Source organism: Robiginitalea sp. (genome assembly GCF_982776155.1).
In genome coordinates this window covers 48,196-73,151 of the sequence record NZ_CEXZKX010000010.1, presented here as the reverse complement: position 1 = coordinate 73,151, position 24,956 = coordinate 48,196, and the positions used below count along the sequence as shown (strand labels likewise).

21 protein-coding genes are annotated in these 24,956 nt (G+C 58.4%); 4 read left to right on the top strand and 17 right to left on the bottom strand.

All coding sequences use genetic code 11. The features are described 5' to 3' along the window. Positions 1-8: 8 nt before the first annotated feature. Together AC3DKS_RS13865 and AC3DKS_RS13860 are read right to left on the bottom strand one after the other, a co-directional pair. Positions 9-929, bottom strand: coding sequence for a GYDIA family GHMP kinase (locus AC3DKS_RS13865; RefSeq protein WP_474731943.1), 921 nt, complete (start codon positions 927-929; stop codon positions 9-11). Continuing rightward, a complete protein-coding gene (locus AC3DKS_RS13860) occupies positions 926-2,248 on the bottom strand; it encodes a hydroxymethylglutaryl-CoA reductase, degradative (RefSeq protein ID WP_015753756.1) in 1,323 nt (440 codons plus the stop codon). Before AC3DKS_RS13860 ends, AC3DKS_RS13865 begins: the two co-directional genes overlap by 4 nt. 153 nt (positions 2,249-2,401) lie before the next feature. Between AC3DKS_RS13860 and AC3DKS_RS13855 the strand changes: the two genes are divergently transcribed. Then, complete coding sequence (locus AC3DKS_RS13855) at positions 2,402-4,567, top strand: S9 family peptidase (protein WP_272608348.1); 2,166 nt, start codon at positions 2,402-2,404, stop codon at positions 4,565-4,567. Positions 4,568-4,594: 27 nt separating this feature from the next. Further along, positions 4,595-6,127, top strand: coding sequence for a peptide MFS transporter (locus tag AC3DKS_RS13850; protein WP_272608349.1), 1,533 nt, complete (start codon positions 4,595-4,597; stop codon positions 6,125-6,127). Positions 6,128-6,215: 88 nt separating this feature from the next. On the opposite strand, the gene AC3DKS_RS13845 is transcribed toward AC3DKS_RS13850, so the two are convergent. The 5 genes from AC3DKS_RS13845 to surE all read right to left on the bottom strand — a co-directional run bounded on the left by AC3DKS_RS13845 (position 6,216) and on the right by surE (position 11,088). Then, positions 6,216-8,249 (bottom strand): ComEC/Rec2 family competence protein, encoded by a 2,034-nt coding sequence (locus tag AC3DKS_RS13845; protein ID WP_272608350.1) that lies wholly within the window; start codon positions 8,247-8,249, stop codon positions 6,216-6,218. Between the two features lies 1 nt (position 8,250). Continuing rightward, positions 8,251-8,829, bottom strand: coding sequence for a C40 family peptidase (locus tag AC3DKS_RS13840; RefSeq protein WP_474731945.1), 579 nt, complete (start codon positions 8,827-8,829; stop codon positions 8,251-8,253). 81 nt (positions 8,830-8,910) lie between these two features. Next, on the bottom strand, positions 8,911-10,029 hold the full coding sequence (lpxB, locus tag AC3DKS_RS13835; RefSeq protein ID WP_272608353.1) for a lipid-A-disaccharide synthase: 1,119 nt from the start codon (positions 10,027-10,029) through the stop codon (positions 8,911-8,913). A 2-nt stretch (positions 10,030-10,031) separates the two neighbouring features. Continuing rightward, a complete protein-coding gene (locus tag AC3DKS_RS13830) occupies positions 10,032-10,316 on the bottom strand; it encodes a hypothetical protein (protein ID WP_272608355.1) in 285 nt (94 codons plus the stop codon). After that, on the bottom strand, positions 10,309-11,088 hold the full coding sequence (gene surE, locus AC3DKS_RS13825; protein ID WP_015753763.1) for a 5'/3'-nucleotidase SurE: 780 nt from the start codon (positions 11,086-11,088) through the stop codon (positions 10,309-10,311). Before surE ends, AC3DKS_RS13830 begins: the two co-directional genes overlap by 8 nt. 188 nt (positions 11,089-11,276) lie before the next feature. Here surE and AC3DKS_RS13820 point away from each other — a divergent pair, with 188 nt between their 5' ends. Continuing rightward, on the top strand, positions 11,277-13,400 hold the full coding sequence (locus tag AC3DKS_RS13820) for a carboxy terminal-processing peptidase (protein ID WP_015753764.1): 2,124 nt from the start codon (positions 11,277-11,279) through the stop codon (positions 13,398-13,400). A 52-nt stretch (positions 13,401-13,452) separates the two neighbouring features. Here AC3DKS_RS13820 and msrA read toward each other — a convergent pair whose 3' ends face one another. Together msrA and msrB are read right to left on the bottom strand one after the other, a co-directional pair. Then, positions 13,453-14,001 (bottom strand): peptide-methionine (S)-S-oxide reductase MsrA, encoded by a 549-nt coding sequence (gene msrA / locus AC3DKS_RS13815; protein WP_272608361.1) that lies wholly within the window; start codon positions 13,999-14,001, stop codon positions 13,453-13,455. Then, positions 13,991-14,455, bottom strand: coding sequence for a peptide-methionine (R)-S-oxide reductase MsrB (msrB, locus tag AC3DKS_RS13810; RefSeq protein WP_015753766.1), 465 nt, complete (start codon positions 14,453-14,455; stop codon positions 13,991-13,993). Before msrB ends, msrA begins: the two co-directional genes overlap by 11 nt. A 105-nt stretch (positions 14,456-14,560) precedes the next feature. Here msrB and AC3DKS_RS13805 point away from each other — a divergent pair, with 105 nt between their 5' ends. Next, positions 14,561-15,382 (top strand): DNA/RNA non-specific endonuclease, encoded by an 822-nt coding sequence (locus AC3DKS_RS13805; RefSeq protein ID WP_015753767.1) that lies wholly within the window; start codon positions 14,561-14,563, stop codon positions 15,380-15,382. A gap of 36 nt (positions 15,383-15,418) precedes the next feature. Here AC3DKS_RS13805 and rodA read toward each other — a convergent pair whose 3' ends face one another. From rodA to groL, 8 genes are all read right to left on the bottom strand, one after another. Further along, a complete protein-coding gene (gene rodA / locus AC3DKS_RS13800; protein WP_015753768.1) occupies positions 15,419-16,702 on the bottom strand; it encodes a rod shape-determining protein RodA in 1,284 nt (427 codons plus the stop codon). Then, positions 16,692-18,560, bottom strand: a complete 1,869-nt coding sequence (locus AC3DKS_RS13795; protein WP_272608363.1) for a peptidoglycan D,D-transpeptidase FtsI family protein — start codon at positions 18,558-18,560, stop codon at positions 16,692-16,694. Before AC3DKS_RS13795 ends, rodA begins: the two co-directional genes overlap by 11 nt. A 57-nt stretch (positions 18,561-18,617) precedes the next feature. Beyond that, on the bottom strand, positions 18,618-19,124 hold the full coding sequence (locus AC3DKS_RS13790) for a hypothetical protein (protein WP_015753770.1): 507 nt from the start codon (positions 19,122-19,124) through the stop codon (positions 18,618-18,620). Next, positions 19,114-19,932 carry a rod shape-determining protein MreC gene (mreC, locus tag AC3DKS_RS13785; protein ID WP_272608365.1) on the bottom strand — a complete coding sequence of 273 codons (819 nt, stop codon included), beginning with the start codon at positions 19,930-19,932 and terminating at the stop codon, positions 19,114-19,116. The genes AC3DKS_RS13790 and mreC overlap by 11 nt, the downstream gene beginning before the upstream one ends. A 40-nt stretch (positions 19,933-19,972) precedes the next feature. Continuing rightward, positions 19,973-21,001, bottom strand: a complete 1,029-nt coding sequence (locus AC3DKS_RS13780) for a rod shape-determining protein (RefSeq protein WP_015753772.1) — start codon at positions 20,999-21,001, stop codon at positions 19,973-19,975. A 58-nt stretch (positions 21,002-21,059) separates the two neighbouring features. Next, positions 21,060-22,592 carry a bifunctional phosphoribosylaminoimidazolecarboxamide formyltransferase/IMP cyclohydrolase gene (purH, locus tag AC3DKS_RS13775; protein ID WP_272608367.1) on the bottom strand — a complete coding sequence of 511 codons (1,533 nt, stop codon included), beginning with the start codon at positions 22,590-22,592 and terminating at the stop codon, positions 21,060-21,062. A gap of 126 nt (positions 22,593-22,718) precedes the next feature. After that, positions 22,719-23,171: a GAF domain-containing protein gene (locus AC3DKS_RS13770; protein ID WP_272608369.1), complete on the bottom strand. Its 453-nt coding sequence runs from the start codon at positions 23,169-23,171 to the stop codon at positions 22,719-22,721. Between the two features lie 114 nt (positions 23,172-23,285). Beyond that, entirely contained in the window at positions 23,286-24,920 is a 1,635-nt protein-coding gene (gene groL, locus AC3DKS_RS13765) for a chaperonin GroEL (protein ID WP_015753775.1), read from the bottom strand. Positions 24,921-24,956: the final 36 nt, after the last annotated feature.

Below are 24,956 nucleotides of genomic sequence, written 5' to 3'. Positions count from 1 at the left end.
GGGATTTTTTATGTGCGTACCAATTGGGCGTATCCCAGGCAGGTTTCGTAGCCCCTGGCCCGGAAATAAGTTTCGGGCGATGACCCCCCGGCGGCCAGGATAAAATCCCCGCCCCAGGCCCCCAGGCTCTTCACACTCCCGTCAAAATCCGGGAAAAGGCGTTCCCCCACCGGGCGAAGCCCCAGCCAACCGGATACCAATTCCTCATGCCGGTCCACGGCACGGCGGAAGTCTTCCAGGTCCCCGGCCGAGGCCATCGCCGCGGCCAGGCGGGACACCTCCTCCAATTCGGATGAGGGCGGTTTTCCCTGTTCCCGATAGCGGCGGATGCCTTCGCGGCTATCCTGTTTCTGGTTCAGGTAGATAAACTTCAATTGCCCGGCAAAGGGGGGATGAAATGCAGCGGGTTCCACCAACCGCCCCCCGGGCATCTGCCGGTAAAAAATCGGTCCGTCCGCAGCGGCACAGGCTATGTCATACCCGCTGCCCCCGAAGGTTTTTGCCAGCAGGTCATAGGGGTCGGCCCCGGACCATGCAGCGATGTTGGCAACCAGGGTAGAAGAAGTGCCAAGGCCCCACTTCCTGGGGAATTCCAGGTGCGTCTCCACCCGGCACCCCGCCAGTCGGTTTAAAAAACCGGGTTGCAGCGCCCCGGCTGCCTGCAGCAAATACAACAGGCGTTCCCGGGGGTCGGAAGGGAAGTCCTTTGGGACCAGGGGTTTCAGGATTTCATCCCGCGTAAAGCGCACTTCCAGCCAAACGGATCCATCCATCTCCCGGCCAATCCATTGGAGGGCGCCCCGCTCCCCGTCACGTATGCTGAGCCGCTGCCCGGGCCCGGTGGGTACTGCCAGGGCCAGTGCGCCGTCCAGGACAGCGTATTCGCCGGACAACAACAATTTCCCGTGGGCCAGGTAGTCGGTTTTCATCCGGGGTTGCGCAATTTTTTCAGGCGTTCGGTAACCGCGCTGTGGCTCACCGTATGCGTTTTAAAGTAATCGATCAGCAGGTCTTTTTCTTCCGGGCTCGCCCCTTGTTCGTTCAGGATATTCAACAGGTGCATTTTCATATGTCCGCGCTGGATGCCCACCGTAACCAGGGAGCTGAGCGCCCCGTAATTCTGTGCCAGGCCGGCCGTGGCGGTGATCTCCATGAGCTCGGGCGCCGTGGGGTTGCCGAGGATTTCCAGGGCCAGGCGGACCATGGGGTGGAGTTTGGTGAGGCCGCCCACAGTTCCCAGGGCCAGGGGCACTTCCAGCCAGAACCGGAATTCCCCCTCCGAAATATCCGCATGGCTCAGGCTCCGGTATTTGCCGCTGCGGCACGCATAGGCATGCACCCCGGCTTCCACGGCGCGGAAGTCGTTCCCCGTGGCAATTACCACGGCATCGATGCCGTTCATAATCCCTTTGTTGTGGGTCACGGCCCGGAACGGGTCGGCCTCGGCGATTTTGACGGCCTGGATCATCCGGCGGGCAAAGGTCTCCCCGTCCATCCCGTTGTCCTGACCCAGGTCGGCCACCGGGCAGCTCACCGTTGCCCGCACCCGGCAGTCCGGGACGTAGTTGGAGAGGATACTCATCAGGATTTCCAGAGGGGCCTCCTCCCCTTTGAAGCCGGGATACGTCCGGGCCTCTTTTTCCAGGGTAGTTGCAAATTGTTCCAGGCAGGAATTGATGAAATTGGCCCCCATGGCATCCCGGGTCTCAAATTCACAGTGCAATTGATAGTAGCCCGGGAGTTCCTGGCGTTTGTCCCGGAGGGCAATGGCGTGTATCCCGCCCCCGCGCCGTTCCATGTTGCGGGTCAGCCCTTCGGATTCCTGCATCAGGGCGGGCATGGCCGACTCGATAAAAGCCTTCAGGGTATTCGGGTCCCCGTTATACCGAAAGTGCACCTGCCCGACTTTCCGCGTGCCCAGGACCTGGGTCTTAAACCCGCCCCGGCTGCCCCAGAATTTCGCCGACTTACTGGCCGCAGCTACCACGGAGCTCTCCTCGATGGCCATCGGGATGGCGTACAGCTTTCCATTGATGTTAAAGTTCGGCGCTACCCCCAGGGGCAGGTAAAAATTACTCAGGGTATTTTCGATAAACTCGTCGTGGAGTTGCTGGAGCGCCGGGTCGGCATGCCAGTACGATTGGAGCAGGTCTTCGGTGGCTTCCGGGCGGGCCGTATACCGCCGGGCAATCCAGCGGATTTTTTCTTCTTTGGTAAACCGGGAGAATCCTTGTACGGGATCGGTCATGAAACAGGTGTTCTGGGGCTAAATATACGGAATCACCCTCAAAGAACGGGCGGGTTGCGGGGCGCCCGGCCGGGTTGAGAATTTGGCCCCATTCTTGTGCTTTCTGGCAAAATATTCATAAACTTGAAAGCTTATAAACTATTTCACGTTCCTATGAGATTCCGAACCGGGTTTTTACTGCTTTGGCTCTTGGCGACTCCCGCATTGCAGGCGCAGAAAAAACAAATTACCCTTGAGGACATTTGGGGAGGCACCTTCCGTACAGAGGGCCTTGAAGCGCTCCGCTCCACAAAGGACGGGCAGCACTATACCGTATTGAACCAGGACAGGGACCGGCAGGTGGCTGCCATCGACAAATACGATTACCGCACCCGCCAGCAGGTGGGCACGCTGCTGCGTACCGACCCGGCCCGGGGAATCCCGTATTTTACCGGCTACACCTTCAGTGAGGACGAAAACAAGGTGCTGATTGCCACCCAGGTGGAACCCATCTACCGGCGCTCGCGCCTGGGGGTCTACTACGTCTACGACCTGCAACAGGAACAGCTCACGCGAATCTCCGAGAGGAAAATCCAGGAACCCACCCTTTCGCCGGACGGCAGCAAGGTGGCCTACGTGGACCAAAACAACCTGTATGTCCTGCACCTGGAATCCGGGGAATTGCTGCAGGTAACCGAAGACGGGCAGCCGAATGCCATCATCAACGGGGTCACCGACTGGGTCTACGAAGAGGAGTTTGCCTTTGTCCGCGCTTTTGAGTGGAATGCGCGGGGCGATAAACTCGCCTACCTCCGGTTTGACGAACGGGACGTCCCCGAATTTTCCATGGACGTGTACGGGAGCGACCTGTACCCGTTCCCGCATCAATTCAAATACCCGAAAGCCGGGGAGGCCAACGCAGTGGTGAGCCTGCATATCCACGACCTGGATTCCGGGCAGACGCAGGACGTGGACCTGGGAGAAGCCTACTACATCCCGAGGCTCCAGTGGATGCACCACCCGGACCACCTGAGCGTACAGACCCTGAACCGCCACCAAAACCGGTTGCGCCTGCATCGCGTGGATGCCGCCAGCCTGGAAACCACCCTGCTGCTGGAGGAGACCGATGCGGCCTACGTGGACGTGACCGACAACCTGACCTTCCTCCCGGACGACCGCTTTATCTGGACCAGCGAAAAGGACGGCTATAACCATATTTACCTGCACGATACGGACGGTGCGGAACTCCGGCAGCTCACCAGCGGCCCCTGGGAAGTGACGGCCTACTACGGCTACGACGCGGACAAGGGGCGGATTTACTTCCAGTCCACCGCCGAGGGGTCCATCCTCCGGGATATCTACAGCGTTTCCGATCGGGGCCGGGGCCTGAAAAGGCTCAGCCAGGGCACCGGGACGCACCAGGCCACCTTCAGTGCCGACTTCAGTTATTTCATCGATTCGTTCAGCAATGTGGATACCCCGCCGGTGTATACGCTGCACGACGCTTCGGACGGGGAGCAGCTTGCCGAGCTGCAGAACAACCGGGAGCTCCTGGGCCGCCTGGAAGGGTTTGAAATGGCGCCAAAGGAATTCGGCACCCTCGAGGTCAACGGCTACGAACTCAATATGTATATGATCCGGCCGGCAGACTTTGACCCGGAAAATAAATACCCGCTTTTTATGTTCCAGTACAGCGGCCCGGGCTCCCAGCAGGTGGCCAACCGCTGGCACGGGAGCAACGACTACTGGCACCAGATGCTCGCGTCCGAAGGGTATATTATCGCTTGTGTGGACGGGCGGGGTACCGGCCTCAAGGGGCGGGACTTCAAAAAAATCACCCAGAAGGAACTCGGGAAGTACGAGGTGGAAGACCAGATCGCTGCCGCAAAGTTGCTGAGCGAGCGGCCATACATCGACCCGGACCGCACGGGGATCTGGGGATGGAGTTACGGCGGGTTTATGTCTTCCAACTGTATCCTGAAGGGCAACGAGACCTTTGAACTGGCCATCGCCGTGGCCCCGGTAACCAGCTGGCGGTTTTACGACACCATCTATACGGAGCGCTACATGCAGACCCCCCAGGAGAACCCGGGCGGGTATGACGAGAATTCCCCCTTGTTTTTTGCAGACCGGCTGAAGGGGGACTACCTGTTGGTGCACGGTTCGGCCGACGACAACGTACACGTGCAGAATACGATGCGTATGATCGAGGCGCTGGTCCAGGCGAACAAGCCATTTGAGTGGGCCATCTATCCGGATAAGAACCACGGGATTTACGGGGGGAATACCCGCCTCCACCTCTATAACAAGATGACTCGATTTGTTTTGGAAAACCTGTAGAAAAACTAACCGATAACCAACCCGCATATGGAAACACGCGCCGAATTCATGGAAGAGAAGCAGCTCTTCGGACACCCCAAGGGCCTATTTTACCTCTTCTTCGCCGAACTTTGGGAACGCTTCAGTTTTTACGGGATGCGCGCCCTGCTCACCCTGTATATGGTCAACGTCATTTTCGAAGCGCTGGCCGAGAGGGACTACGCGGCGGCGGCCGTTTATTCCAGCTACGGATCGCTGGTGTACGCCTCCACGGTCATCGGCGGGCGGATTTCCGATACGATCCTCGGGATGCGACGCTCCATATTCCTGGGGGGTATCCTGATGGCCCTCGGGCATTTTGTACTCGCGGTGGAACACAATGTTGCCTTTTACCTGGCGCTGGCCCTGATCGTCGTGGGGAACGGGTTTTTTAAGCCGAATATTTCCACCTTCGTCGGTTCGCTCTACAAGGACGGGGACCCGCGGAAGGACTCCGGCTTTGTCATTTTTTATATGGGGATCAACATCGGCGGCTTCGTTGCCCCGCTGCTTTGCGGTTGGCTGGGCAGGGAGTTCGGCTGGCACTACGGCTTCGGCCTGGCCGGGATCGGGATGTTGACGGGCCTGATCTTTTTCTGGAGCGGGATCCGGAAAAACGTCTTCGGGGACAAGGGGCGCGCCCCGGACCCGGCGGCGCTGGAGAAACGCCTGATTGGCCTGCCCCAGAAAACGATGGTGCCTCTGATCGCGGCCCTCTCAGCCCCGGTCGTGGCCATGTTGCTGGCATTTTACCGGCCCCTTGGGGAGGCGGGGACCCTGCTGGAAGACCAGAACATCGTAAATATCATCTTCAAGGGCATCGCCATTTTTATCCTCGGTTACCTGGGGCTGATCATGTACCGGGCCACCCTGGATGAGCGCAAAAAATTGTTTATGGCCGTGCTGATCACCTTGTTCATGACTATCTTCTGGGGGTTCCATGAGCTCTCCGGTAGCGTGATTACGTTATTCGCGGATCGGAATGTCAACCTATCGGTTATCGACGCGGCCCAGACAAACGCCCTGAATTCCATGTGGATCATTATCCTGTCCATCCCCATATCCATGCTGTTTACCTGGCTGTCCAAACGGAACCTGAATCCGCGGACGCCCTATAAATTCGGTCTCGGCCTCGCCTTTGCCGGAATCAGTTTTTACATCCTGGCCCTGAGCGGGGGCAGTGCGGACGAAAACGGGATGGTGCCCTTTTCCTACCTGCTGATCATGTACTTCCTGATCTCGGTAGGGGAGCTCTTTATGTCGCCCGTAGGCCTATCCAAGATCACCGACCTCTCCCCCAAGCGCATCGTGGCCTTTATGATGGGGGTCTGGTTCCTCTCCTCGGCGTTTGCCTTCCAGGTAGTGGGCTTTATCGGGAAACAACTCGCCATCGAAAGCGACGACCCGGATGTCCGCGGATTGGAAACCCTGGATGTTTACACCGGCGGCTTTGAGCTGATTGCCATGTATGCCCTGGGGGCTGCAGCTATCGTCCTGGTAACCGCCCCGCTGATGAAGCGGTTGATGGGGAACGTCCACTAGCTACTTGCGGTTGATGGGTCACGTCCACTGGGCACCCCAGGGATTGCGGGGTATCGGAATGCAGGACACCGCGTTACCGGATGCTGCCTTACGGGATAGCGCTTCGGTACGCCCCATGCAACGCCGTGTTGTGGAAGGGGATTCCCCGTTTCCTGCAACTCGCTTCCCAGCGATTGATGGTACTCCGGTAATTGCTGCCGTCTGCAATGACCTGGCGGGGTTGTAAGTCGTCCAGGAGCTGCCCCGGACGGACCGCGGGCGAACCGGTCAGCAGCACGATATGGGGTGGCGCCCCCGTACCCTGGTACCGCCCCGTACTGTCTACCACCCGCAGTCGCAGCCGGCCGATCTGAAACTGCGGGCAGAGGCTGTCCCCGAGTACCTGCCGGAGGCGTTCCCCGGTGGAGAAATCCGAGAGAAACCCTTCCCAGGCCTTTAGGTTGTTCGAAAAGATACGCGCTTGCGCCCCCTGCCGGAGTATCAGGGCGCTTTCCCCGAACCGGTGGGGGATGAGCCATTCCTGTTGTCGCCCGCTGTGCCAGCCGGCCCCTACGCTGTAAACCTGCAGGGCCAGCAGCAGGGCCCCTGTTCGCTTCAGCCACCGCAGATCACGGCTGCGGGCCCATGTGCCCAGGGCAACCAGGGCGGCCAGGCTCAGGGCCAGTTGCACCCCGTCCCAGGGAATTTCCGTAATCAGAAAACCTTCCTGACCACCCACCCAACGGACCACCCCGTTAAAGAGACCGAAGAAGCGGTCTGCACCCCAGGCCACCCAATCGGGCAAAGGGGAGTAGCTGGCCAGCCCCAGCAGGAGGAAACCGCTGGCGAGCACCACGCCCATGACGGGTATAAGCAACAGGTTGGACAACCAGAAAAGTGCGGGGAACTGGTGGAAATAATAGAGGCTCAGGGGGAGTACGCCGAGTTGGGCGGCCCCGCTGACGCAGAGCAGCTGGCCGATCTTCCTTCCCGCCCCGCGTTTCACCGGCCAGGACCTGTAGAGCCACGGGTAGAGGGACAGGATGGCCCAGACGGCCAGGAAACTCATTTGGAACCCGGCCTGGAACAGCCAGAGCGGCTCGATCAGCCCGAGCATCACCAGGGCTGCCAGGGCCAGGAAATGCAGGCTGTCTGCCTGCCGGTTGATCAGAAGTGCATAGGAGACGACGGAGCACATGACCGAGGCCCGAACCACGGAGGGCCCGAAACCGGCGAGGGCGGCATACCCCCACAGCATGCCGAGGCCCAGCAGGAAATGGGGCCGGCGCCCCCCGGGCAATCGGCGCAGCGGCCACAACAGCCAACTGCACAGGGCTGCCACCAGGCCCACATGCAACCCGGAGACGGCCAGCAGGTGAACCGCGCCGGCGCGCTGGTAGGCCCCGTAGAGGTCCTGGTCCAGGCCGGATCGGTCGCCGAGGATCAGGGCGCGGATCAGCCCGGCGACCTCCGGGTGGAAGCCCGCAGCTCCCAGGCTTTCGATCAGGCGGTGGCGGAGGCGGGCAACTGTTCGTCCAAGACTACCCGCGCCCCGGGGGTTCGCCGGGAGTACACGGCTCCCGGCATCCGGCCGGAACCGCCCGTGGATTCCGCGGGTCCGCAAATAGGCGGCAAAGTCAAATTGGTGCGGGTTGCGGGCCGGAGGTACAGCTTCCGGTTTCCCATAGGCCAGCAGGGTGGCCGCGGGTTCCCACTTCGCGAGCGTGTCGGAAACAGGTGCCTGCAAGAGGATCCGGCCGTGACAGGGCTTCCCGTCCCGGGCTACCACAGACCCTTCCCAGCGCTGGTAAAAGGCCGTAGGCCGCAGGGGTTCCCGGAGGCGGATTTTCCAGAGGCCGGGGGTTTCCCAATCGGCATGCACATAGTGCCCGGGTTGTTTTTCCGGCATCCGGCCGGTGGCCACCCACCCGCCAAAGCAGTAAAAGGCCAGGACGGCCAGACCCGGAAAAGCCGGCGGGGGCCAACGGTGTTTCAATATCCAGGCGGTAGATAGCAGGATCAGGGAGGTGCCCAGGAGGGTGGCGAAATCCGGGAGGGAATCGGGCTGAAAAAGCCTAGCAGTGACGATTCCCCCGCACATCCCAAGGGCCAGAGTGACCGATGGGGTGCGCCAGGCGTTCATTTCAGAAGACGCGGGTTGCTTTTACAAAGGCGTAATTCCAGAACCCTTCCCGGAGGGAGGATACAATGACCCCCCTGGAGGAGGTGGAGTGGATGAATTTCACATCGTCCCCTGCCACTTCCACAACAAGGCCCACGTGGTTGATCTTCCCACCCCGGCGGGTCGTTTTAAAAAAGAGCAGGTCGCCCTTTTGCAGCTGGGGTACCCGGACGCGGCGGCCCTGGTCGGCCATATCCCGGGAAACCCGGGGGAGCGGGACGTTGTGTTGCTGGAAGGCCACATAGAGCAGGCCGGAGCAGTCCATGCCCTTGCGGGTGGTGCCGCCATACCGGTACCGGGTTCCCGTATAGGAGAGCGACGTGCGAACGACGGCTTCGGCGGGTCCCGCAGCCGGGAGGCCGGGTTCCGCTTCGCCGGAGAAATCCCCCGGGGGCTCTTCCTCATGGGCTGTATGCGGGGCGTTTTCCGCAGCGGTTACGGAAACGGAGGGCCGTTCTTCGGCGTAGGTCGTTTTCTTTTTGACTACGCCGCAGCTCCCGAGCAAAAAAGCCAAAAGGCCTGCGGTAACGAATTGCCTCATGCGGAAATAACGGGGTTTGGTACCACTAAATTATATAAAACCGCGGAATGCTTCCACTGCGGGGGGGAATCCGCCGGCAATCTAGGTCTCCCGGCTGAAATTTACAATCAGTTCGGCTGCCTGCACGCTGGCCCCCGGCCCGCCGAGTTTCTCGCGCAGTTGCCCATAGGCCTTTAATTGGCTTTCCCTGCCCGGGCCCTTCAGGATGTTCCTGAGGGCCGCGGCCAGTTTTTGCGGTTCCAGTTCATGCTGGATGAGTTCCGGGACCACTTCCCGGTCCATGATCAGGTTGACCAGGGAGATATATTCCAGTCGGATCAGCCGCCGGGCGATCTGGTAGGAAACCCACCCGCCTTTGTAGCAGACCACCTGGGGGACCCCCAGCAAGGCGGTCTCCAGGGTGGCTGTACCGCTGGTGACCAGGGCGGCATGGGCGTGTTGGAGGAGCGGATAGGTCTGATCGCGGATCAGGGTGGCCCCGGTTGTCAGGTAGGGCTCGTATTGTTCCGCCTCCAGACTCGGCGCCCCGGCAATTACACACTGGTAATCCGGGAATTCGGGAATGACGGCCATCATCACCGGGAGGATCTTCTCTATTTCCTGTTTCCGGCTGCCCGGAAGCAGCGCCAGGATCGGTCGTTCCGGGTCCAGGTTGTTCCGTTTTCGGAAGGCAGCCGGGTCGGGGTCGGGCAGCCCTTCCATCGCATCGATGAGCGGGTGGCCCACAAAATGCACCGGGATCCCGTGCTTCTCCTCGTAAAAGGGTTTTTCAAAAGGCAGGATCGCGTAGATATGGTCGATGTCCCTGCGGATCTTCTTTACCCGGCCTTCCCGGGAGGCCCATACCTGAGGAGCGATGTAGTAGTGCGTCCGGAAGCCGTTTTCCTTGGCCCAGCGTGCAATCCGGAGGTTGAATCCGGAGAAGTCGATGAAGATCAGCGCGTCGGGCCGGAACCGGGCAATGTCCTTTTTGCAGAATGCGATGTTCCGGAAAATGGCCGGCAGGTGCCGGAGCACTTCCAGAAAGCCCATAAAGGAGAGCTCCCGGTAATGGCGGACCAGCGTCCCGCCCGCCTGTTCCATGCGGTCGCCCCCCCAGCACCGGATATCCGCTTCGGGATCCCTGGCGCGGAGGCCGCGGATGAGGTTGGAACCGTGCAGGTCCCCGGAAGCTTCCCCTGCGATGATGTAATATTTCACGACTAGGATATCTTGTAATAGAGGATCACCAGGGCGGTGACTACCGTTGCCATCAGCACGCCGCGGGCGCGGTAATCGCGCCTCAGGCGCAGGAAGCCGAAAAATGCGGCCAGGTTCAGGATGGCCCCCAGGGCCAGCAGGCTGCCCACGTGCCCCTGTGCTACGGCGGCCTTATAGGTTTCAGTAATCCCGAGGTCCGAGAAGAGCAATATATAGAGCAGGACCCCCAGTACATTGGCGATGATCCCGACGGCAAATCCGATGGCTATTTCCTTGCGTTTATTCATAGAGTTTCCAGTTGCTGATGGGTTGGATGGCATGGTGGGCGGTCAGGTCGAATTGAACGGGGACCACGGAGACCAGGTCGTGGGCCAGGGCCCATTCGTCCGTATCCTCCCCCTTATCGAGCAATTCAAACTCGCCGGTAAGCCAGTAGTAGTCCTTGCCGTTTGGGTTCGTCCGTTTGTCGAAGCGCTCTTTCCAGTTGGCCCGGGCCTGCCGGCAAACCCGGATGCCCCTGGGCGGGACGCCGTTGGTTGCCGGGATATTCACATTGAGCACCACCCCGTCCGGGAGCCCGTTCTTCAGGGTTTCCGCTGCAATGGTTTTAACCGCTTCCGCACAGGGCTTAAAATCGGCTTCCCAGGAGTAATCGCAAAGCGAAAAGCCGATGGCCGGCACCCCTTCGATCCCCGCCTCGATGGCCGCACTCATCGTGCCGGAATAGATGACATTGATGGAACTGTTAGACCCGTGGTTGATCCCGCTGACGCAGAGGTCGGGCCTGCGGGGCAGGATTTCCTGCAGGGCGAGCTTGACGCAATCGGCCGGGGTCCCGCTGCAGCTGAACTCCCTGGGAGCCCCCGCTTCCCGGTCGATCACCACTTTTTTGGAATAGAGCGTATTGTCCAGGGTGATGGCATGCCCCATACCGGATTGCGGGCTGTCCGGGGCTACAACCACTACCTCGCCCAGGCCGCTCATATACCGGATGAGGTGGCGCAGGCCGGGGGCCGTGATTCCATCGTCATTGGTTACTAATATGAGCGGTTTGGGCATGGACTATACTTTATCTGGCAAAAATACGTTTTTCAAACATAGAACTCCCAGCACCCCCGTTAACAAAAAATTAGCGGCGCGCATCCTGACTGGCATGGTTTTTTCTGTATCTTAGGGAGTTCAATGACCGAAAAAACGGGGGGTTGTGCATTTTCCATGCCTTTTCCCCGGTAAAAAAAATGACATAGATGAAAAGGAATTTCCTGCTTGCTTTCCTGGTTCCCCTGATTGCAGTTGCATCCTGTAGTTTTACCAGTAAATCTTTTGAATCGGACGACAAGGACAAACTGCTCCTGGACCTGATTACCTACGTACTCGAAAAAGGGCATTACGAGCCCAAAGACATCAATGACGACTTCTCGGTGAGCGTCTACGAGGATTTTATCGACGTACTCGACCCTACAAAACGCTACTTCCTGGAGTCGGACATCGCGGAATTCGAACAGTATAAATTCCAGATAGACGACCAGATAAAGAATACGGACATCAGCTTTTTCAACCTGGTGTACCAGCGGCTCATGGAGCGCATGCAGGATGCCCGCAACATGTACGGGGAACTGCTGGACGAGCCCTTCGATTTTACGGCGGACGAATCCATTGAAATCGACTACGACAAGCAGGAATACGCAGCTTCGGAGGCGGAGATGCGGGAGCGTTGGAGAAAGCAGCTGAAATACGCGGCCATCGGCACCTACGATTCAAAAATCAGCCTGAGTGCCGAGGCGGGTGACGGTGAAGGTGCGATTTCGCCCGAGGAGGCCGAGAAGGAAGCCCGGGAATCCACCCGCCAGACCCTGGACGAATATTTCGACTTTGTTGAAGACCTGGAACGCAAGGACTGGTTTGTACAATACCTCAATACGATCGTGGACGAATTCGATCCGCACACCTATTACTTCGCCCCGGAAGACAAAGAGCGTTTCGACGTCAGCATGTCCGGGAAGTTCGAGGGGATCGGGGCCCGGTTGCAGCAAAAGCCCGAAGGGGCCAAGATTGTGGAGATCATCTCCGGCGGGCCGGTCTGGAGGGACCAGCGCCTGGAAGTGGGGGATGAAATCCTCAAGGTAGGCCAGAAAGACGAGCCCCCGGTGAATATCGTCGGCATGCGCCTGGACGATGCCATCAAACTCATCAAGGGCCCGAAAGGGACCGAAGTGGTGTTAACCGTCAGGAAAGTGGACGGCACTGTGGAAGAAGTGACCCTGGTACGGGATGTGGTGGAACTGGAAGAATCCTTTGCCAAGTCTTCTACCGTCATCAAAGACAACCGGAAGTACGGCCTGATCAACCTGCCGAAGTTCTATGTGGATTTTGAGGATTACAACGAGCGGAACGCGGCCACCGATGTCGCCCGCGAAATTGAGCGTCTCAAGGAAGAAGGGGTGGAAGGCCTCGTGCTGGACCTCCGCGACAACGGCGGCGGCTCCCTGAAGACCGTGGTGGAAATGGCCGGCCTGTTTATCAAGGATGGCCCCATTGTACAGGTGCGCTCTTCTGCCCGCGACAAAGAAATTTATGAGGACCGGGACGAACGGATCCAGTGGGACGGCCCCCTGGTGATCCTGGTGAACGAATTATCGGCCTCTGCCTCCGAAATCCTGGCAGCTGCCATGCAGGATTACAAGCGGGCCGTGGTGATCGGCAGCAAACAGACCTTCGGCAAGGGGACCGTTCAGAACGTAATCCCCCTGGAAAACATCGTCCGCAGCAACGAGCACGGCGACCTGGGGGCCATTAAGCTGACCACCCAGAAATTCTACCGCATCAACGGCGGCTCTACCCAGTTGGAAGGCGTCAAGAGCGACGTGGTGGTTCCGGACCGCTACAGCTACATCGACCTGGGCGAACGCGACCAGCAGAATCCGCTCAAGTGGGATAAGATCAGCCCGGCCAATTACGAACCCTGGGAGGGGTATATCGATTACGAGGAAACCATTGCCCGTTCGGCGGCGCGTATGGCAGCTCACCCGCAGATTGCCCTAATCGAGGAAAACGCCCGTTGGCTGAAGGAACAGCAGGAAGAAACCGTGGTGCCCCTCAGCATCGCGGACTACCGCAAGCGGGAAGAGAAAAACAAGGAGCGTTCCCAGTATTTCCGCAATAATATGAAATACGACTCCAAGCTCACCTTCAGTTCACTGAAATACGAGCAGGAGCTCTTTACCCAGGATTCCGTGCTTCGCGAAAAACGCGACCGCTGGCACCAGAACCTCGCCCGGGACGTCTACGTGGAGGAGGCCATCAATGTGCTGGAAGACCTCAAGTTAAACCACTTCAAGAAGGATAAACTGGCCAGTCGCCTGGACGACTGATGCAGTTGATAAATAAGAAGAAGCCCCGGTGCATGGCGCGCCGGGGCTTTTTTTATGCCGGGTTTTTGAGCCGGGAGGCAAAAAGATCCCGCAGTTTCCGCATTTTCGGGTCGATGACTACCCGGCAATAACCCAGCTCGGGGTTCCGCCGGTAGAAATCCTGGTGTTCCGGATCTGCTTCGTAGAAATTGGAAAGGGGAGAGACCTCCGTGACGATTGGGTCGTCGAAGTACTGCTGCATTTCGGCAATCACTCCCCGTGCCACTTGCTCCTGTTCGGCATCGTGGAAGAAGACCACGGAGCGGTACTGGGTTCCCCGGTCGGCCCCCTGCCGGTTCAGGGTTGTCGGGTCGTGGGTGCTGAGGAAGACCACCAGCAGGTCCCGGAAGGATATTTCCTCCGGGTTAAAACGGACCCGGACAACTTCGGCATGCCCCGTCAGGCCGGAGCACACTTCCCGGTACGTCGGTTTTCCGGGGACCGTCCCGCCGCTGTAGCCGGATACTACCGATTCCACCCCCCGCAATTCCTGGAATACCGCCTCGATACACCAGAAACATCCGGCACCCAGCGTGGCTTCCTGCAATGATTTAGTCGGCATCACCAGCTGATTTATCCAGCTCTAAGGCCAGGGAATTGATGCAATACCGCAAGCCGCTGGGGGGCGGCCCGTCAGGAAACACGTGCCCAAGGTGCGCCTCGCAGGTGTTGCAACGCGCCTCCACCCGGACCATGCCAAAAGAGGTGTCCCGGATATACCGTACGGCATGCTCCTGCACCGGCTGGGTAAAACTCGGCCAGCCCGTCCCGGAATCAAACTTGATGGTGGAGTCGAAAAGCGGGGTGCCGCAACAAACACAACGGTACATACCCGGGTCATGGGCCGTGCAGAGTTCTCCGGAATGGGGTGCCTCGGTCCCATGCGCCCGGGTAATCCGGTACTGTTCCGGCGTCAGTTGCGCTTTCCACTCGGCATCCGATTTTACGACGCTGCGGTCCGGTTCCGGGTTGCCTTTGGTGGCGAAATGGATGATGTCTTTCCAGGTAAGTGCCATGTATGCTTTGTATTTGATAGTTGCAGGTGCCCGAATTGGTCGGTATCGGACGGATTCCCTTACGCCCGTACAGCCTGAAGCTGCAAATTACCCTAAATTTGGTGCATGTCCCTGACCCAACGGCAAAAAAACCGGCTGATCTATTCCGGGTTGATGCTCCTGTGCCTGGTGGGCTTCTGGTGGTTCGAGAATTTCTACACCGAAGATCCGTATCCATCCCCACCCGGGAGCGCCACGGCCCCGGCATTCCGGGAAGCCTGGCTTCCTTCGGGGGCAAACGGGGAGCGCATCCGCCACGACCATTACCTGCTGGAATACGCCGAAAGCTACGAACAGGCGGCCTGGGTGGCCTATGTCCTGGATCCGTCCCACCTGACGGACGACGACCGGGACCGCCCGTATTTTGTAGAGGACCCAGAGGTTTCCACCCATTCGGCCGACTGGCGGAATTACCGGGGTTCCGGGTACGACCGCGGCCACCTGTGCCCGGCCGGAGACCGGCGCTATTCCCTGGCGGCGTACAACCAAACCTTTTATACGAGCAATATCAGTCCGCAAAACCGGGAATTCAATGCCGGGACATGGAATGAACTGGAGATGCAGGTACGCCGCTGGTGCCGTCGCTACGGCCGGTTATACGTCCTGACGGCCGGGGTGCTGGAACCCGGCTTGGACCGGATTGGCGAAGAAGGGGTGGCGGTGCCGCGCAGTTTTTATAAAATTGTGGCCCGCGAGGGGTCGGACGGCCCGGTTGTGGTCGCCTTTTTAATGCCCAATCAGCCCCTTGAGGGCCCGTTGCAGAAATTTACGGTCCCGGTAGACCGCATCGAAGCGATTACCGGACTCGATTTCTTCCAGGGGCTCCCGCCGGAATTGCAGGAAAGCCTTGAATCGCGTATGGGTGCAAAAGATTGGGAATTCCGGTAACAGCGGGGTTTCCACGCCGCAAAACACCCGGGCCACTCAGGACCACTCCTTGAGACGATTGGCGTCGAGCCGGAGGAAAATAAACAACAGGATGGTGAATCCGATGAGCCCGGACCCCCCGTAGCTGAAAAACGGCAGGGGGATCCCGATGGTTGGCAGCACCCCGATCACCATGCCGATATTGATAAAATAGTGGATCAGCAGGATGGAGATCACCCCGTAGCCGTACATCCGGCTAAAGGGGTTTTTCTGTCGTTCCGACAAGTAGACCAGCCGCAACAGCAGGATGGTGAAGAGGATCACCACTGTGGCCGTGCCGATAAAGCCCCATTCCTCGCCTACCGTGGTGAAAATATAATCGGTGTGCTGTTCAGGAACGAAATCGCCCTTGGTCCGGGTGCCCTCCAGGAACCCCTTCCCGAAAAACCCGCCGGATTCGATGGCCTTCTCGGACTGGTACGTATTGTAACCGATGGTTTTGCGGATTTCCTCGAGTTTGTCGGGGTCTTTTTCCAGGCGCAACCAGAGGCTGAAACGGTCGCGGTGCCGTTGTTCGAACACGTTCTCAAAAACGAAGTTTACGGAGAGGGAGAGGACGATGGCGGCTGCATAGACGCCAACCAGCGGGAAGACCGGTACCTTCAGAGACGGCTTTTTCACCATGAAGAACCCGATGATCAGTAATGCCAGGCCGATAGCCACCCACACGGTGCCGAACATGAGCGTGCAGACAAATACGAGGATGGCTGCCAGGGCCAGGCCCAGGTAGCCGAGCGGCAGGCCCTCCCGGAACAAAACAAAGACGAGGGAGAAGAATACCAGGGCGCTTCCGGGGTCGGGTTGCGGGATAATCAGCAGGGCCGGGATGGCGATGATCAGCAGGGCAAACAACTGGTGCCTGCGCTGCTTGATGTCCGTCTGGATATCGCTCAGGTATTTGGCCAGGGCCAGGGCGGTGGCGGCCTTGGCGAGTTCGGAAGGCTGCAGGTTGAAGAAGCCCAGGTTGTACCAGGAGGTGGCGCCTGCAATGGTTTTTCCAAACACGAACAGGCCCAGGAGCAGTACCAGGGAGACCACATAGAATACGCTGGAGAACCGTTCGTAAAAACTGGCCTCCAGGGCCATGATAACGGGGATGATCCCCAGGGAGAGGAGGATAAAGACCATTTGCTTGCCGTACAACTGGCCCATATCGAAAATCGAGCTCTCGGTTTCGTTAAATGTGCTGGAATAGATGTTCACCCAGCCGATGGCCACCAGGAGCAGGAACAGGAACACCGTCAGCCAGTCTACCCTCCGGAGGGCCCCGCTACCAGACATATTCGTTGATCTCAAATTCCTCCCCGCTGTACGGCTTGGCGTATTCGTGCTCCAGCGTCTTCTCGAGCATCCGTTTTTCCAGGTCCGTCCGGCTGATTTCGCCCTTGAGGTATTTTTCGATCAGCAGGGAGGCGATGTGGCCGGCATAGCGCGCCCCGTAGTACCCGTGTTCTATGTAGACGGCCAGGGCAATTTTTGGATTGTCCACCGGGGCAAAGGCGACGAAAATGGAGTGGTCGGTGAGCTGGGTCCGCACCCCGTCTATTTTTGTGTAGTTCTCTACAGTCCCGGTTTTCCCGGCGATGTCCACCCCCGGGATTCTCAGCCATTTGGCCGTGCCTTTTTCGTAGACGTCTGCCATCCCCCGGATCACCGGTTCAAAATGCTGGGGGTCGATTGTCGTGTAATGTTTTTCGGTGAATTTCGGGATATCGATGGACTGCCCCCCCACTGCCTTGATCAGATGGGGCGTGTAAAACCAGCCGCGATTCGCAATGGCCGCGGTCATGTTGGCCAGTTGGATGGGCGTGGCAGCTACCTCGCCCTGCCCGATGGAGTTGGAAATGATATAGGTGGAACTCCACCTTCCGTCCCCGTACACCCGGTCGTAGTATTCCTTGTTGGGAATCCGTCCCCTCGCCCCGGTGGGGAGGTCGTACCCCAAAAAGTCCCCGAGGCCGAAGCTCCTCATATGCTTCTCCCAGACGTCCATGGCGGCATCCGTGGTTTCGAAATTGTCGTAGAATTTCCGGAAGGTCCCCGCAAAATAGGCGTTGCAGGATTTGTAGATGCCGCTATTCATCGTCCGCAGGCCACCCCCGCAGTGGCACCCCCGCAACTTGTTGCCCACGTAAAAGCCGTTGTAGCACCGGAAGGTGGTTTCCGGGGAAATCACCCCTTCCTGCAGGGCGACCAGCGCATTGAGGGTCTTAAACGGCGACCCGGGCGAGGGTTGCGCCAGGATGGCCCGGTCCCAGGTAGGCTTGGAGATGGTGTCGTAATGCAGGGCGCTGTAATTCTTGGAGCGCTCCCGTCCCACCAACAGGGCGGGGTCGTAGGTAGGCCCGGAAATCAGGGCCAGGACTTCGCCCGTGGCGGGTTCGATGGCGACGATGCCGCCCCGCTTGCCGTTCATCAGGCGTTCCCCGTATTCCTGCAACTGCTTGTCCAGGGTAATGCGGATTTCCGTACCCGGCTGGGGCAGCGTATCCAGCGCCCCGTCCTTGTAAGGGCCGATCTCCCTGTTAAACCGGTCTTTCTGGATGACTTTTACGCCTTTACGGCCGCGCAGGATTTCCTCGTATTGTTTCTCGATGCCGGTCCGCCCCGTGAGTTCGCCCTGTTCGTAATACGGGTTCTTTTGCAGGTCCCATTCGTTGACCTCGCTGATATACCCGAGTACATTGGCCGCAGCCTTTGTCCGATAGTCCCTCAGGGAGCGCTTCTCGATGTAGAACCCCTTGTATTTCCGCATCTTTTCCTGCAGCCCGGCATAGTCCTCCTTAGACAACTGGGGCACCATTACCGAGGGCAGGCGGGGAGAGTACACCCGGGCCTTTTCCAGCTGGGAGACAAACCGATCCCGGTCGATTCCCAGCAGGGAGCAGAATTCCAGGGTATCCAGGGGCTCCACCTCCCGGGGGATCACCATCACGTCATACGCGGGCTGGTTGGCCACCAAAAGCTCGCCGTTCCGGTCGTAGATGTAGCCCCGTTCCGGGTAGTCGTATACCACCTTGATGGCCGGGTCTTCCAGGATCTGGTCCGGGGAAAAACGGAAAAGCTGCAAATAGGACAGCCTGCCGATAAAAGTCAGCCCGATCAGGATAATGATGGAAGACAGAACCAGCTTCTTCATCTTCGGCGGATGCGGTTATTAATTAGTATCTATTGCGGGTGGCAGCGAGGTTTCGGATCACTCCCTTCGGATGGCAAACAAAGTTGCCAGCAACACCGAGAACACGAACGTGCTGAGCCCCGTGAGAACCACCCGTTTCAAAATTAACAGCAAATTCGACAAACTAAAAATTTCGAACGCAAAGAATACCAGGTGGTGTACCACTACCAATAACGCTAAAAACGTGAATTGTTGTACCCGGGTGGAGTTGGAAAGGCGGAAATTCTGGAATTCCATGTTGACCCCGAAAACAAACCGCATGAGCGGATATCGGAGGAAGGCCGTTGTCAGGGCGGCAATCGTATGCAGGGCCATGGTGTCCGAGAACAGGTCTACCGCAAAGCCCAGCAGGAAGGCGGCCAGTACGAGCGTGGTGCGGTTTTCCCGGACGGGGTACCAGTAGAGGAACAGGACATAGACCATCGGATTGACATACCCGAAGAGGTTCATGCGGTTAAAGACCAGTACCTGGACCAGGACCAGCGCAATGAATCGGATACCGGTAAGCAGGTAGTTATAAGTCATTGGCCACGTCGGATTCCAGTTGGAGGATTTCATCCCGATCCCGGTTGCGGATCAGGTAGACTTGTTTCAGGTTGGTCATGTCGTTGAACAGCCGGACGTCAATCTGGTAAAAGCTCTGCGATTCGGTCAGGGAGAATGCCTCGATGGTGCCGATCGGGATGTTTTCCGGGAAGATACTCGACATGGCCCCGGTGACAATCGTATCCCCTTCGCGAAGCGGCACCAAACGGGGGATGTCCTCGAGTTGCACGAGTTGGTAATCCCGGCCGTCCCAGGTCAGCGAGCCAAAGTAATCCGTCCCGGCGATCTTGGCGTTGATATTCGATTTGGCATTGAGGATACTCTGAACCGAGGCGTAGTTCCTGCTGGCTTTTTCCACAATCCCGAGGATGCCCCGGGAGGTGATCACCCCCATGTCCTGGGAGACGCTGTCCGAGCGCCCCTTGTCGATGGTGATGTAGTTGTTCGCCTCGGAATAGCTGTTTTTGATGATGGAGGCAGTCATCACCTGATAGTGTAATTCGGCAGTATCCAATTCCATGGAATCCCGGGTTTCGGTATTGAACAACAGCATGCGCAACCTGCGGTTCTCCTCCAGGAGCTTGTCGTTCTCCTGCTCCAGCCCAAAGTAATCCGTCACGGAGTTGGAGGCATTGTAAACCGACCCGGTGAGCCAGTTGGCCGAGTTGAAGTATCGGGAACGGTGCAGGGCGTTGTTTTGAGCGGTTAGCAAAAGGGCTACAGCCAGCAGGAACAGGTAAAGCAGGGAGGATCGGTTCCGGAGGATGAAATTGATTATCCGCTGCATGCTGCTTTATTGAACTGCCGGGGCCCGGCCCCGGCCCGTTTTATTTGATGAGGATGCTTTTGTAGCGCTCCAGGTTTTTCAGGGCGATCCCGGTGCCCCGGACCACGGCGCGGAGCGGGTCCTCGGCAATGTAGACCGGCAGGTCCGTTTTCTGGGAAAGCCGCCGGTCGAGCCCGCGGAGCATCGAACCGCCACCTGCCAGGTAGATCCCGGTGTTGTAGATATCCGCCGCCAGCTCGGGCGGGGTTTGCGACAGGGTTTCCATCACGGCGTCTTCCACACGCAGGATCGACTTGTCGAGCGCCTTGGCGATTTCCCGGTAGGAAATCGATACCTGTTTGGGTTTCCCGGTCAGCAGGTCGCGGCCCTGTACGGACATCTCGTCCGGGGGCGACTGCAGGTCTTCCGTAGCCGACCCGATTTGGATTTTAATGTTCTCGGCCGTGCTCTCCCCCACATAGAGGTTGTGCTGCGTCCGCATGTAATAGATAATGTCGTTGGTAAAGACGTCCCCGGCAATTTTAACCGATTTGTCGCAGACGATCCCCCCGAGGGCAATCACGGCAATTTCGGTGGTCCCCCCTCCGATGTCGACGATCATGTTCCCCTTGGGCTGCATGATATCCAGTCCGATCCCGATGGCAGCCGCCATGGGCTCATGGATCAGGTAGACCTCCTTGCCGTTGACCCGCTCGGCGGATTCTTTGACGGCGCGCATCTCCACTTCGGTAATCCCCGACGGGATACAGATAACCATGCGCAGGGCAGGCGGGAACCATTTCTTCTTCAGGGCCGGGATGTTCTTGATGAACATATTGATCATCTTCTCCGAGGCGTCAAAATCGGCGATAACCCCGTCCTTGAGCGGCCGGATGGTCTTGATGTTCTCATGGGTTTTCCCCTGCATCATGTTCGCCTCTCGGCCCACTGCGATGATTTTCCCGGAAATCCGGTCCCGGGCCACGATGGAGGGGCTGTCCACCACCACCTTGTCGTCGTGTATGATCAGGGTGTTGGCGGTACCGAGGTCAATGGCTATTTCCTCGGTCAAGAAATCAAAAAAACCCATTGGCTAGCTGTTTGGTTTCCCGTCGAACGGGCAAATTTTATCGATAAAAGTAGTAAAATTAATGCTTAAAATGACGCGTGCCGGTCATTACCATCGCAATTCCATTTTCGTTGCAATAATCGATACTCAACTGGTCCTTGATTGAGCCCCCCGGCTGGATCACGGCAGTTACCCCGGCCTTCCCGGCAATTTCCACACAATCCGGGAACGGGAAGAAGGCATCGCTGGCCATCACGGCCCCCTGGAGGTCAAAGCCAAAGCTGCCAGCCTTGTGGATGGCCTGGTTCAGGGCGTCCACGCGGGAAGTCTGGCCGGTTCCGCTGGCGCAGAGTTGCCGGTTTTTTGCCAGGACAATTGTATTGGACTTCGTATGCTTGCAGATGCGGGATGCAAAAAGCAAATCGTCCAGCTCGGAGGAGGTGGGGCGTTTCCCGGTTACGTAGTCCAGGTCTTCGGCCTGGTCGGTTTTGGAATCTTTGTCCTGGTAGAGGATGCCGTTCAGGCAGGTGCGGACCTGGCCTTCAGGCAGCGGCAGGGGTTTCTGAACCAGGAGGATCCGGTTTTTCTTCCCTTTCAGGATGGCCAGGGCATCCGCATCAAACGCGGGGGCGATGACCACTTCGCAGAAGAGTTCGTGGACCTGGGTGGCCGTGTCGGCATCCATCGGGCGGTTGCAGATCAGGATGCCCCCGAAGGCGGATACGGGGTCGCCTGCCAGGGCATCCCGGTAGGCATCGCTGAGCGTGTCCCGGGTGGCCAGGCCGCAGGCGTTGTTGTGTTTCAGGATCGCAAAGGTGGGGTCGTCTTCCCGGAATTCCTCCATCAGGTTCACCGCTGCATCGATATCCAGGAGGTTGTTGTAGGAGAGTGCCTTGCCGTGCAGCTGGTCAAAGAGGGCCTCGAAATCCCCGTAAAAAATGCCCTGTTGGTGCGGGTTTTCCCCATAGCGCAAAACGCGCCCTTCCGGGACGCTGATTTTCAGGGATTGCTTCCCCGCCTCCCGGTTGAAGTAATTGAAGATGGCCGTATCGTAATGGGAAGAAACCTGAAACGCGTTGGCTGCAAAGGCCTGCCGTTGTTCCAGGGTAGTGGTTCCGCCGCCTTCCTCGAGCACCTCCAGCAGGGGGGCGTAATCGGACATGGCCGACACGCAGAGAACGTCTTTGTAGTTCTTGGCGGCCGCCCGGATGAGCGAGATGCCCCCGATGTCGATTTTTTCGATGATCTCCTGGCGGGAGCCCCCGTCGGCAACTGTTTTTTCGAATGGATAGAGGTCCACGATCACGATGTCCATCCGGGGAATCTCATACTGTTCCAGTTGCTCCCTGTCGGATTCCAGTTCGCGCCTGCCGAGGATGCCTCCGAAGACTTTCGGGTGGAGCGTTTTAACCCGGCCGCCGAGGATGGAGGGGTAGCCTGTGACATCTTCTACAGCCGTAACGGGGATGCCCAGTTTCCGGATAAATGCCTCAGTGCCGCCCGTGGAATACAGGGCGATGCCGAGTTCGTGCAATTTGCGGACCACGGGTTCGAGCCCGTCCTTGTGAAAAACCGAGACCAGGGCCGAAGCCGCTTTTCGGGAAGTACTCATCTGTGCTGGATTATAAGGGTTTAGGTGAGCAAAAGTACGTTCTTTGCCTTGAACATGCCGGCCGGTTTATCAACAAAACCGGGAAAGTTTTAAAGAATGCGCAAGCCTCCGGAGCCAGCGAAGGCCTCACAGGATCCGGGATACTTCCGCACAGATCGTTTCCAGGAATTTTTCGTCTTCCGGGCCAAAGGGGTCCGGGGTGTGGGAATCGATATCGATCTGCCCGATATTTTCCCCGTCCACAAAGATGGGCACGACGATTTCCGCCTTAACATGGATGCTGCAGGCGATATAGTTGTCCTGGGCGCCGACGTCCGGCACCACGAAATTTTCGTTGCTCAGGGCTACCTGCCCGCAAATTCCCTTGCCAAAAGGGATGATCGTATGGTCCGTAGGGTCCCCTGCATAGGGGCCCAGTTTCAGTTCGGGCCGGTCCCCGTTCCGGAAGTAGAAGCCCACCCAGTCGTAGTGCGGGACGCAGTCCTGCAGCAAGTCGCAGACTCCCTGCAAACGGGCTATCGGCGGTTGATTTGTATCCCGGAGGATTTCCAGGGCATCTTGCAATAGGGATTCGTTCATTGGGCTTGCTGATTAAAGGCCGACAAGTTACAAAATCGGGTATAAAAAAACCGGCAGATCGGGCTGCCGGTTTTTGTGAATTCCCAAAGGGGAATGGTTTCAGTCGGAAACGGGTTACATCATGCCGGGCATGCCGCCGCCTCCGCCCATGGGCGGTCCGGCAGGGGCGTCCTCCTTGATGTCCGTCAGGGCGCATTCGGTGGTCAGGATCATGCCTGCAACCGATGCGGCATTTTCCAGGGCAATACGCGTCACCTTCTTGGGATCGATGATCCCGGCCTTCATCATTTCCACGTATTTCTCGCTCTTGGCGTCGTAGCCAAAGTCTCCTTTCCCCTCGTGTACCTTGGCAACTACCACGGAGCCTTCGCCCCCGGCGTTTTCCACGATGGTGCGAAGCGGGGACTCGATGGCCCGGGCGACAATCTGCAGCCCGGTGGCTTCGTCGGCGTTTTCGGTTTTCACCTTGGACAGTACCGAAAAGGCGCGTACCAGGGCAACGCCCCCACCGGCGACAATGCCTTCCTCAACGGCGGCACGGGTGGCGTGCAACGCGTCGTCCACACGGTCCTTCTTCTCTTTCATCTCCACTTCGGAAGCGGCCCCTACGTAGAGGACGGCCACCCCGCCGGCCAGTTTGGCCAGGCGTTCCTGCAGTTTCTCGCGGTCGTAGTCCGAGGTAGTGGTCTCGATCTGCGATTTGATCTGGTTGACACGGGCCTTGATGTCCTTGGCAGAACCGGAACCGTTGACAATCGTCGTATTGTCCTTGTCAATGGAGACCTTTTCGCAGGTGCCGAGCATATCCAGGCTGGCGTTTTCAAGGGTGAAGCCGCGCTCCTCAGAGATTACGGTTCCGCCCGTCAATATGGCGATATCTTCCAGCATGGCTTTGCGGCGGTCGCCGAATCCGGGAGCCTTCACAGCGGCGATCTTCAGGCTGCCGCGCAGTTTGTTGACCACCAGGGTGGCCAGGGCTTCCCCATCCACATCCTCTGCGATGATCAGCAGGGGCTTTCCGGACTGTGCTACCGGTTCCAGCACGGGCAGCAGGTCCTTCATGGTGGAAATCTTCTTGTCAAAGAGCAGGATGTACGGGTTGTCCAGCTCGGAGATCATCTTCTCGGAGTCCGTTACGAAATACGGGGAGAGGTATCCGCGGTCGAATTGCATTCCCTCTACCACGTCCACATACGTGTCGGTTCCTTTGGCCTCCTCAACGGTAATCACCCCTTCCTTGCCAACTTTGTTGAACGCCTCGGCGATCAGTTCCCCGATCGTCTCGTCGTTGTTGGAGGAAATGGCGGCTACCTGCTTGATCTTTTCGCTGGAGTCGCCTACTTTTTTGGCTTGCTTGGCAAGGTTCTCGACGATTGCCTCTACGGCCTTGTCAATACCGCGCTTGAGGTCCATGGGGTTGGCGCCGGCTGCCACGTTCTTGAGGCCTTCCTTGACGATGGATTGTGCCAGGACAGTGGCAGTAGTGGTTCCGTCGCCTGCCAGGTCATTGGTTTTGGAGGCAACCTCCTTGACCATCTGGGCACCCATGTTCTCCAGGGCATCTTCCAGTTCGATTTCCTTAGCTACGGTAACCCCGTCCTTGGTGACCACCGGGGCCCCGAAGGATTTGCTGATGATTACGTTCCGGCCTTTTGGCCCGAGGGTTACTTTAACGGCGTTGGCCAGGGCGTCTACCCCGCGCTTCAGCCCGTCCCTTGCTTCAATATCAAAAGTTATGTCTTTTGCCATAATGCGAATGTTGATTTTTGGATTCAGCCGGAGTCG

Excerpts from the sequence above, each read along its gene's own strand:
- msrB (WP_015753766.1), bottom strand. The coding sequence starts at position 14,455 with ATGGCACTTACCTGGAAAGACATCATCCATTTCGCCACCAAAGGCAAC.
- rodA (WP_015753768.1), bottom strand. The coding sequence starts at position 16,702 with ATGTCTGGTAGCGGGGCCCTCCGGAGGGTAGACTGGCTGACGGTGTTC.
- AC3DKS_RS13850 (WP_272608349.1), top strand. The coding sequence starts at position 4,595 with ATGGAAACACGCGCCGAATTCATGGAAGAGAAGCAGCTCTTCGGACAC.
- AC3DKS_RS13845 (WP_272608350.1), bottom strand. The coding sequence starts at position 8,249 with ATGAACGCCTGGCGCACCCCATCGGTCACTCTGGCCCTTGGGATGTGC.
- AC3DKS_RS13805 (WP_015753767.1), top strand. The coding sequence starts at position 14,561 with ATGTCCCTGACCCAACGGCAAAAAAACCGGCTGATCTATTCCGGGTTG.
- AC3DKS_RS13840 (WP_474731945.1), bottom strand. The coding sequence starts at position 8,829 with ATGAGGCAATTCGTTACCGCAGGCCTTTTGGCTTTTTTGCTCGGGAGC.
- purH (WP_272608367.1), bottom strand. The coding sequence starts at position 22,592 with ATGAGTACTTCCCGAAAAGCGGCTTCGGCCCTGGTCTCGGTTTTTCAC.
- mreC (WP_272608365.1), bottom strand. The coding sequence starts at position 19,932 with ATGCAGCGGATAATCAATTTCATCCTCCGGAACCGATCCTCCCTGCTT.
- groL (WP_015753775.1), bottom strand. The coding sequence starts at position 24,920 with ATGGCAAAAGACATAACTTTTGATATTGAAGCAAGGGACGGGCTGAAG.
- AC3DKS_RS13795 (WP_272608363.1), bottom strand. The coding sequence starts at position 18,560 with ATGAAGAAGCTGGTTCTGTCTTCCATCATTATCCTGATCGGGCTGACT.
- surE (WP_015753763.1), bottom strand. The coding sequence starts at position 11,088 with ATGCCCAAACCGCTCATATTAGTAACCAATGACGATGGAATCACGGCC.
- AC3DKS_RS13790 (WP_015753770.1), bottom strand. The coding sequence starts at position 19,124 with ATGACTTATAACTACCTGCTTACCGGTATCCGATTCATTGCGCTGGTC.
- AC3DKS_RS13830 (WP_272608355.1), bottom strand. The coding sequence starts at position 10,316 with ATGAATAAACGCAAGGAAATAGCCATCGGATTTGCCGTCGGGATCATC.
- msrA (WP_272608361.1), bottom strand. The coding sequence starts at position 14,001 with ATGCCGACTAAATCATTGCAGGAAGCCACGCTGGGTGCCGGATGTTTC.
- AC3DKS_RS13780 (WP_015753772.1), bottom strand. The coding sequence starts at position 21,001 with ATGGGTTTTTTTGATTTCTTGACCGAGGAAATAGCCATTGACCTCGGT.
- AC3DKS_RS13860 (WP_015753756.1), bottom strand. The coding sequence starts at position 2,248 with ATGACCGATCCCGTACAAGGATTCTCCCGGTTTACCAAAGAAGAAAAA.
- AC3DKS_RS13855 (WP_272608348.1), top strand. The coding sequence starts at position 2,402 with ATGAGATTCCGAACCGGGTTTTTACTGCTTTGGCTCTTGGCGACTCCC.
- AC3DKS_RS13865 (WP_474731943.1), bottom strand. The coding sequence starts at position 929 with ATGAAAACCGACTACCTGGCCCACGGGAAATTGTTGTTGTCCGGCGAA.
- AC3DKS_RS13770 (WP_272608369.1), bottom strand. The coding sequence starts at position 23,171 with ATGAACGAATCCCTATTGCAAGATGCCCTGGAAATCCTCCGGGATACA.
- AC3DKS_RS13820 (WP_015753764.1), top strand. The coding sequence starts at position 11,277 with ATGAAAAGGAATTTCCTGCTTGCTTTCCTGGTTCCCCTGATTGCAGTT.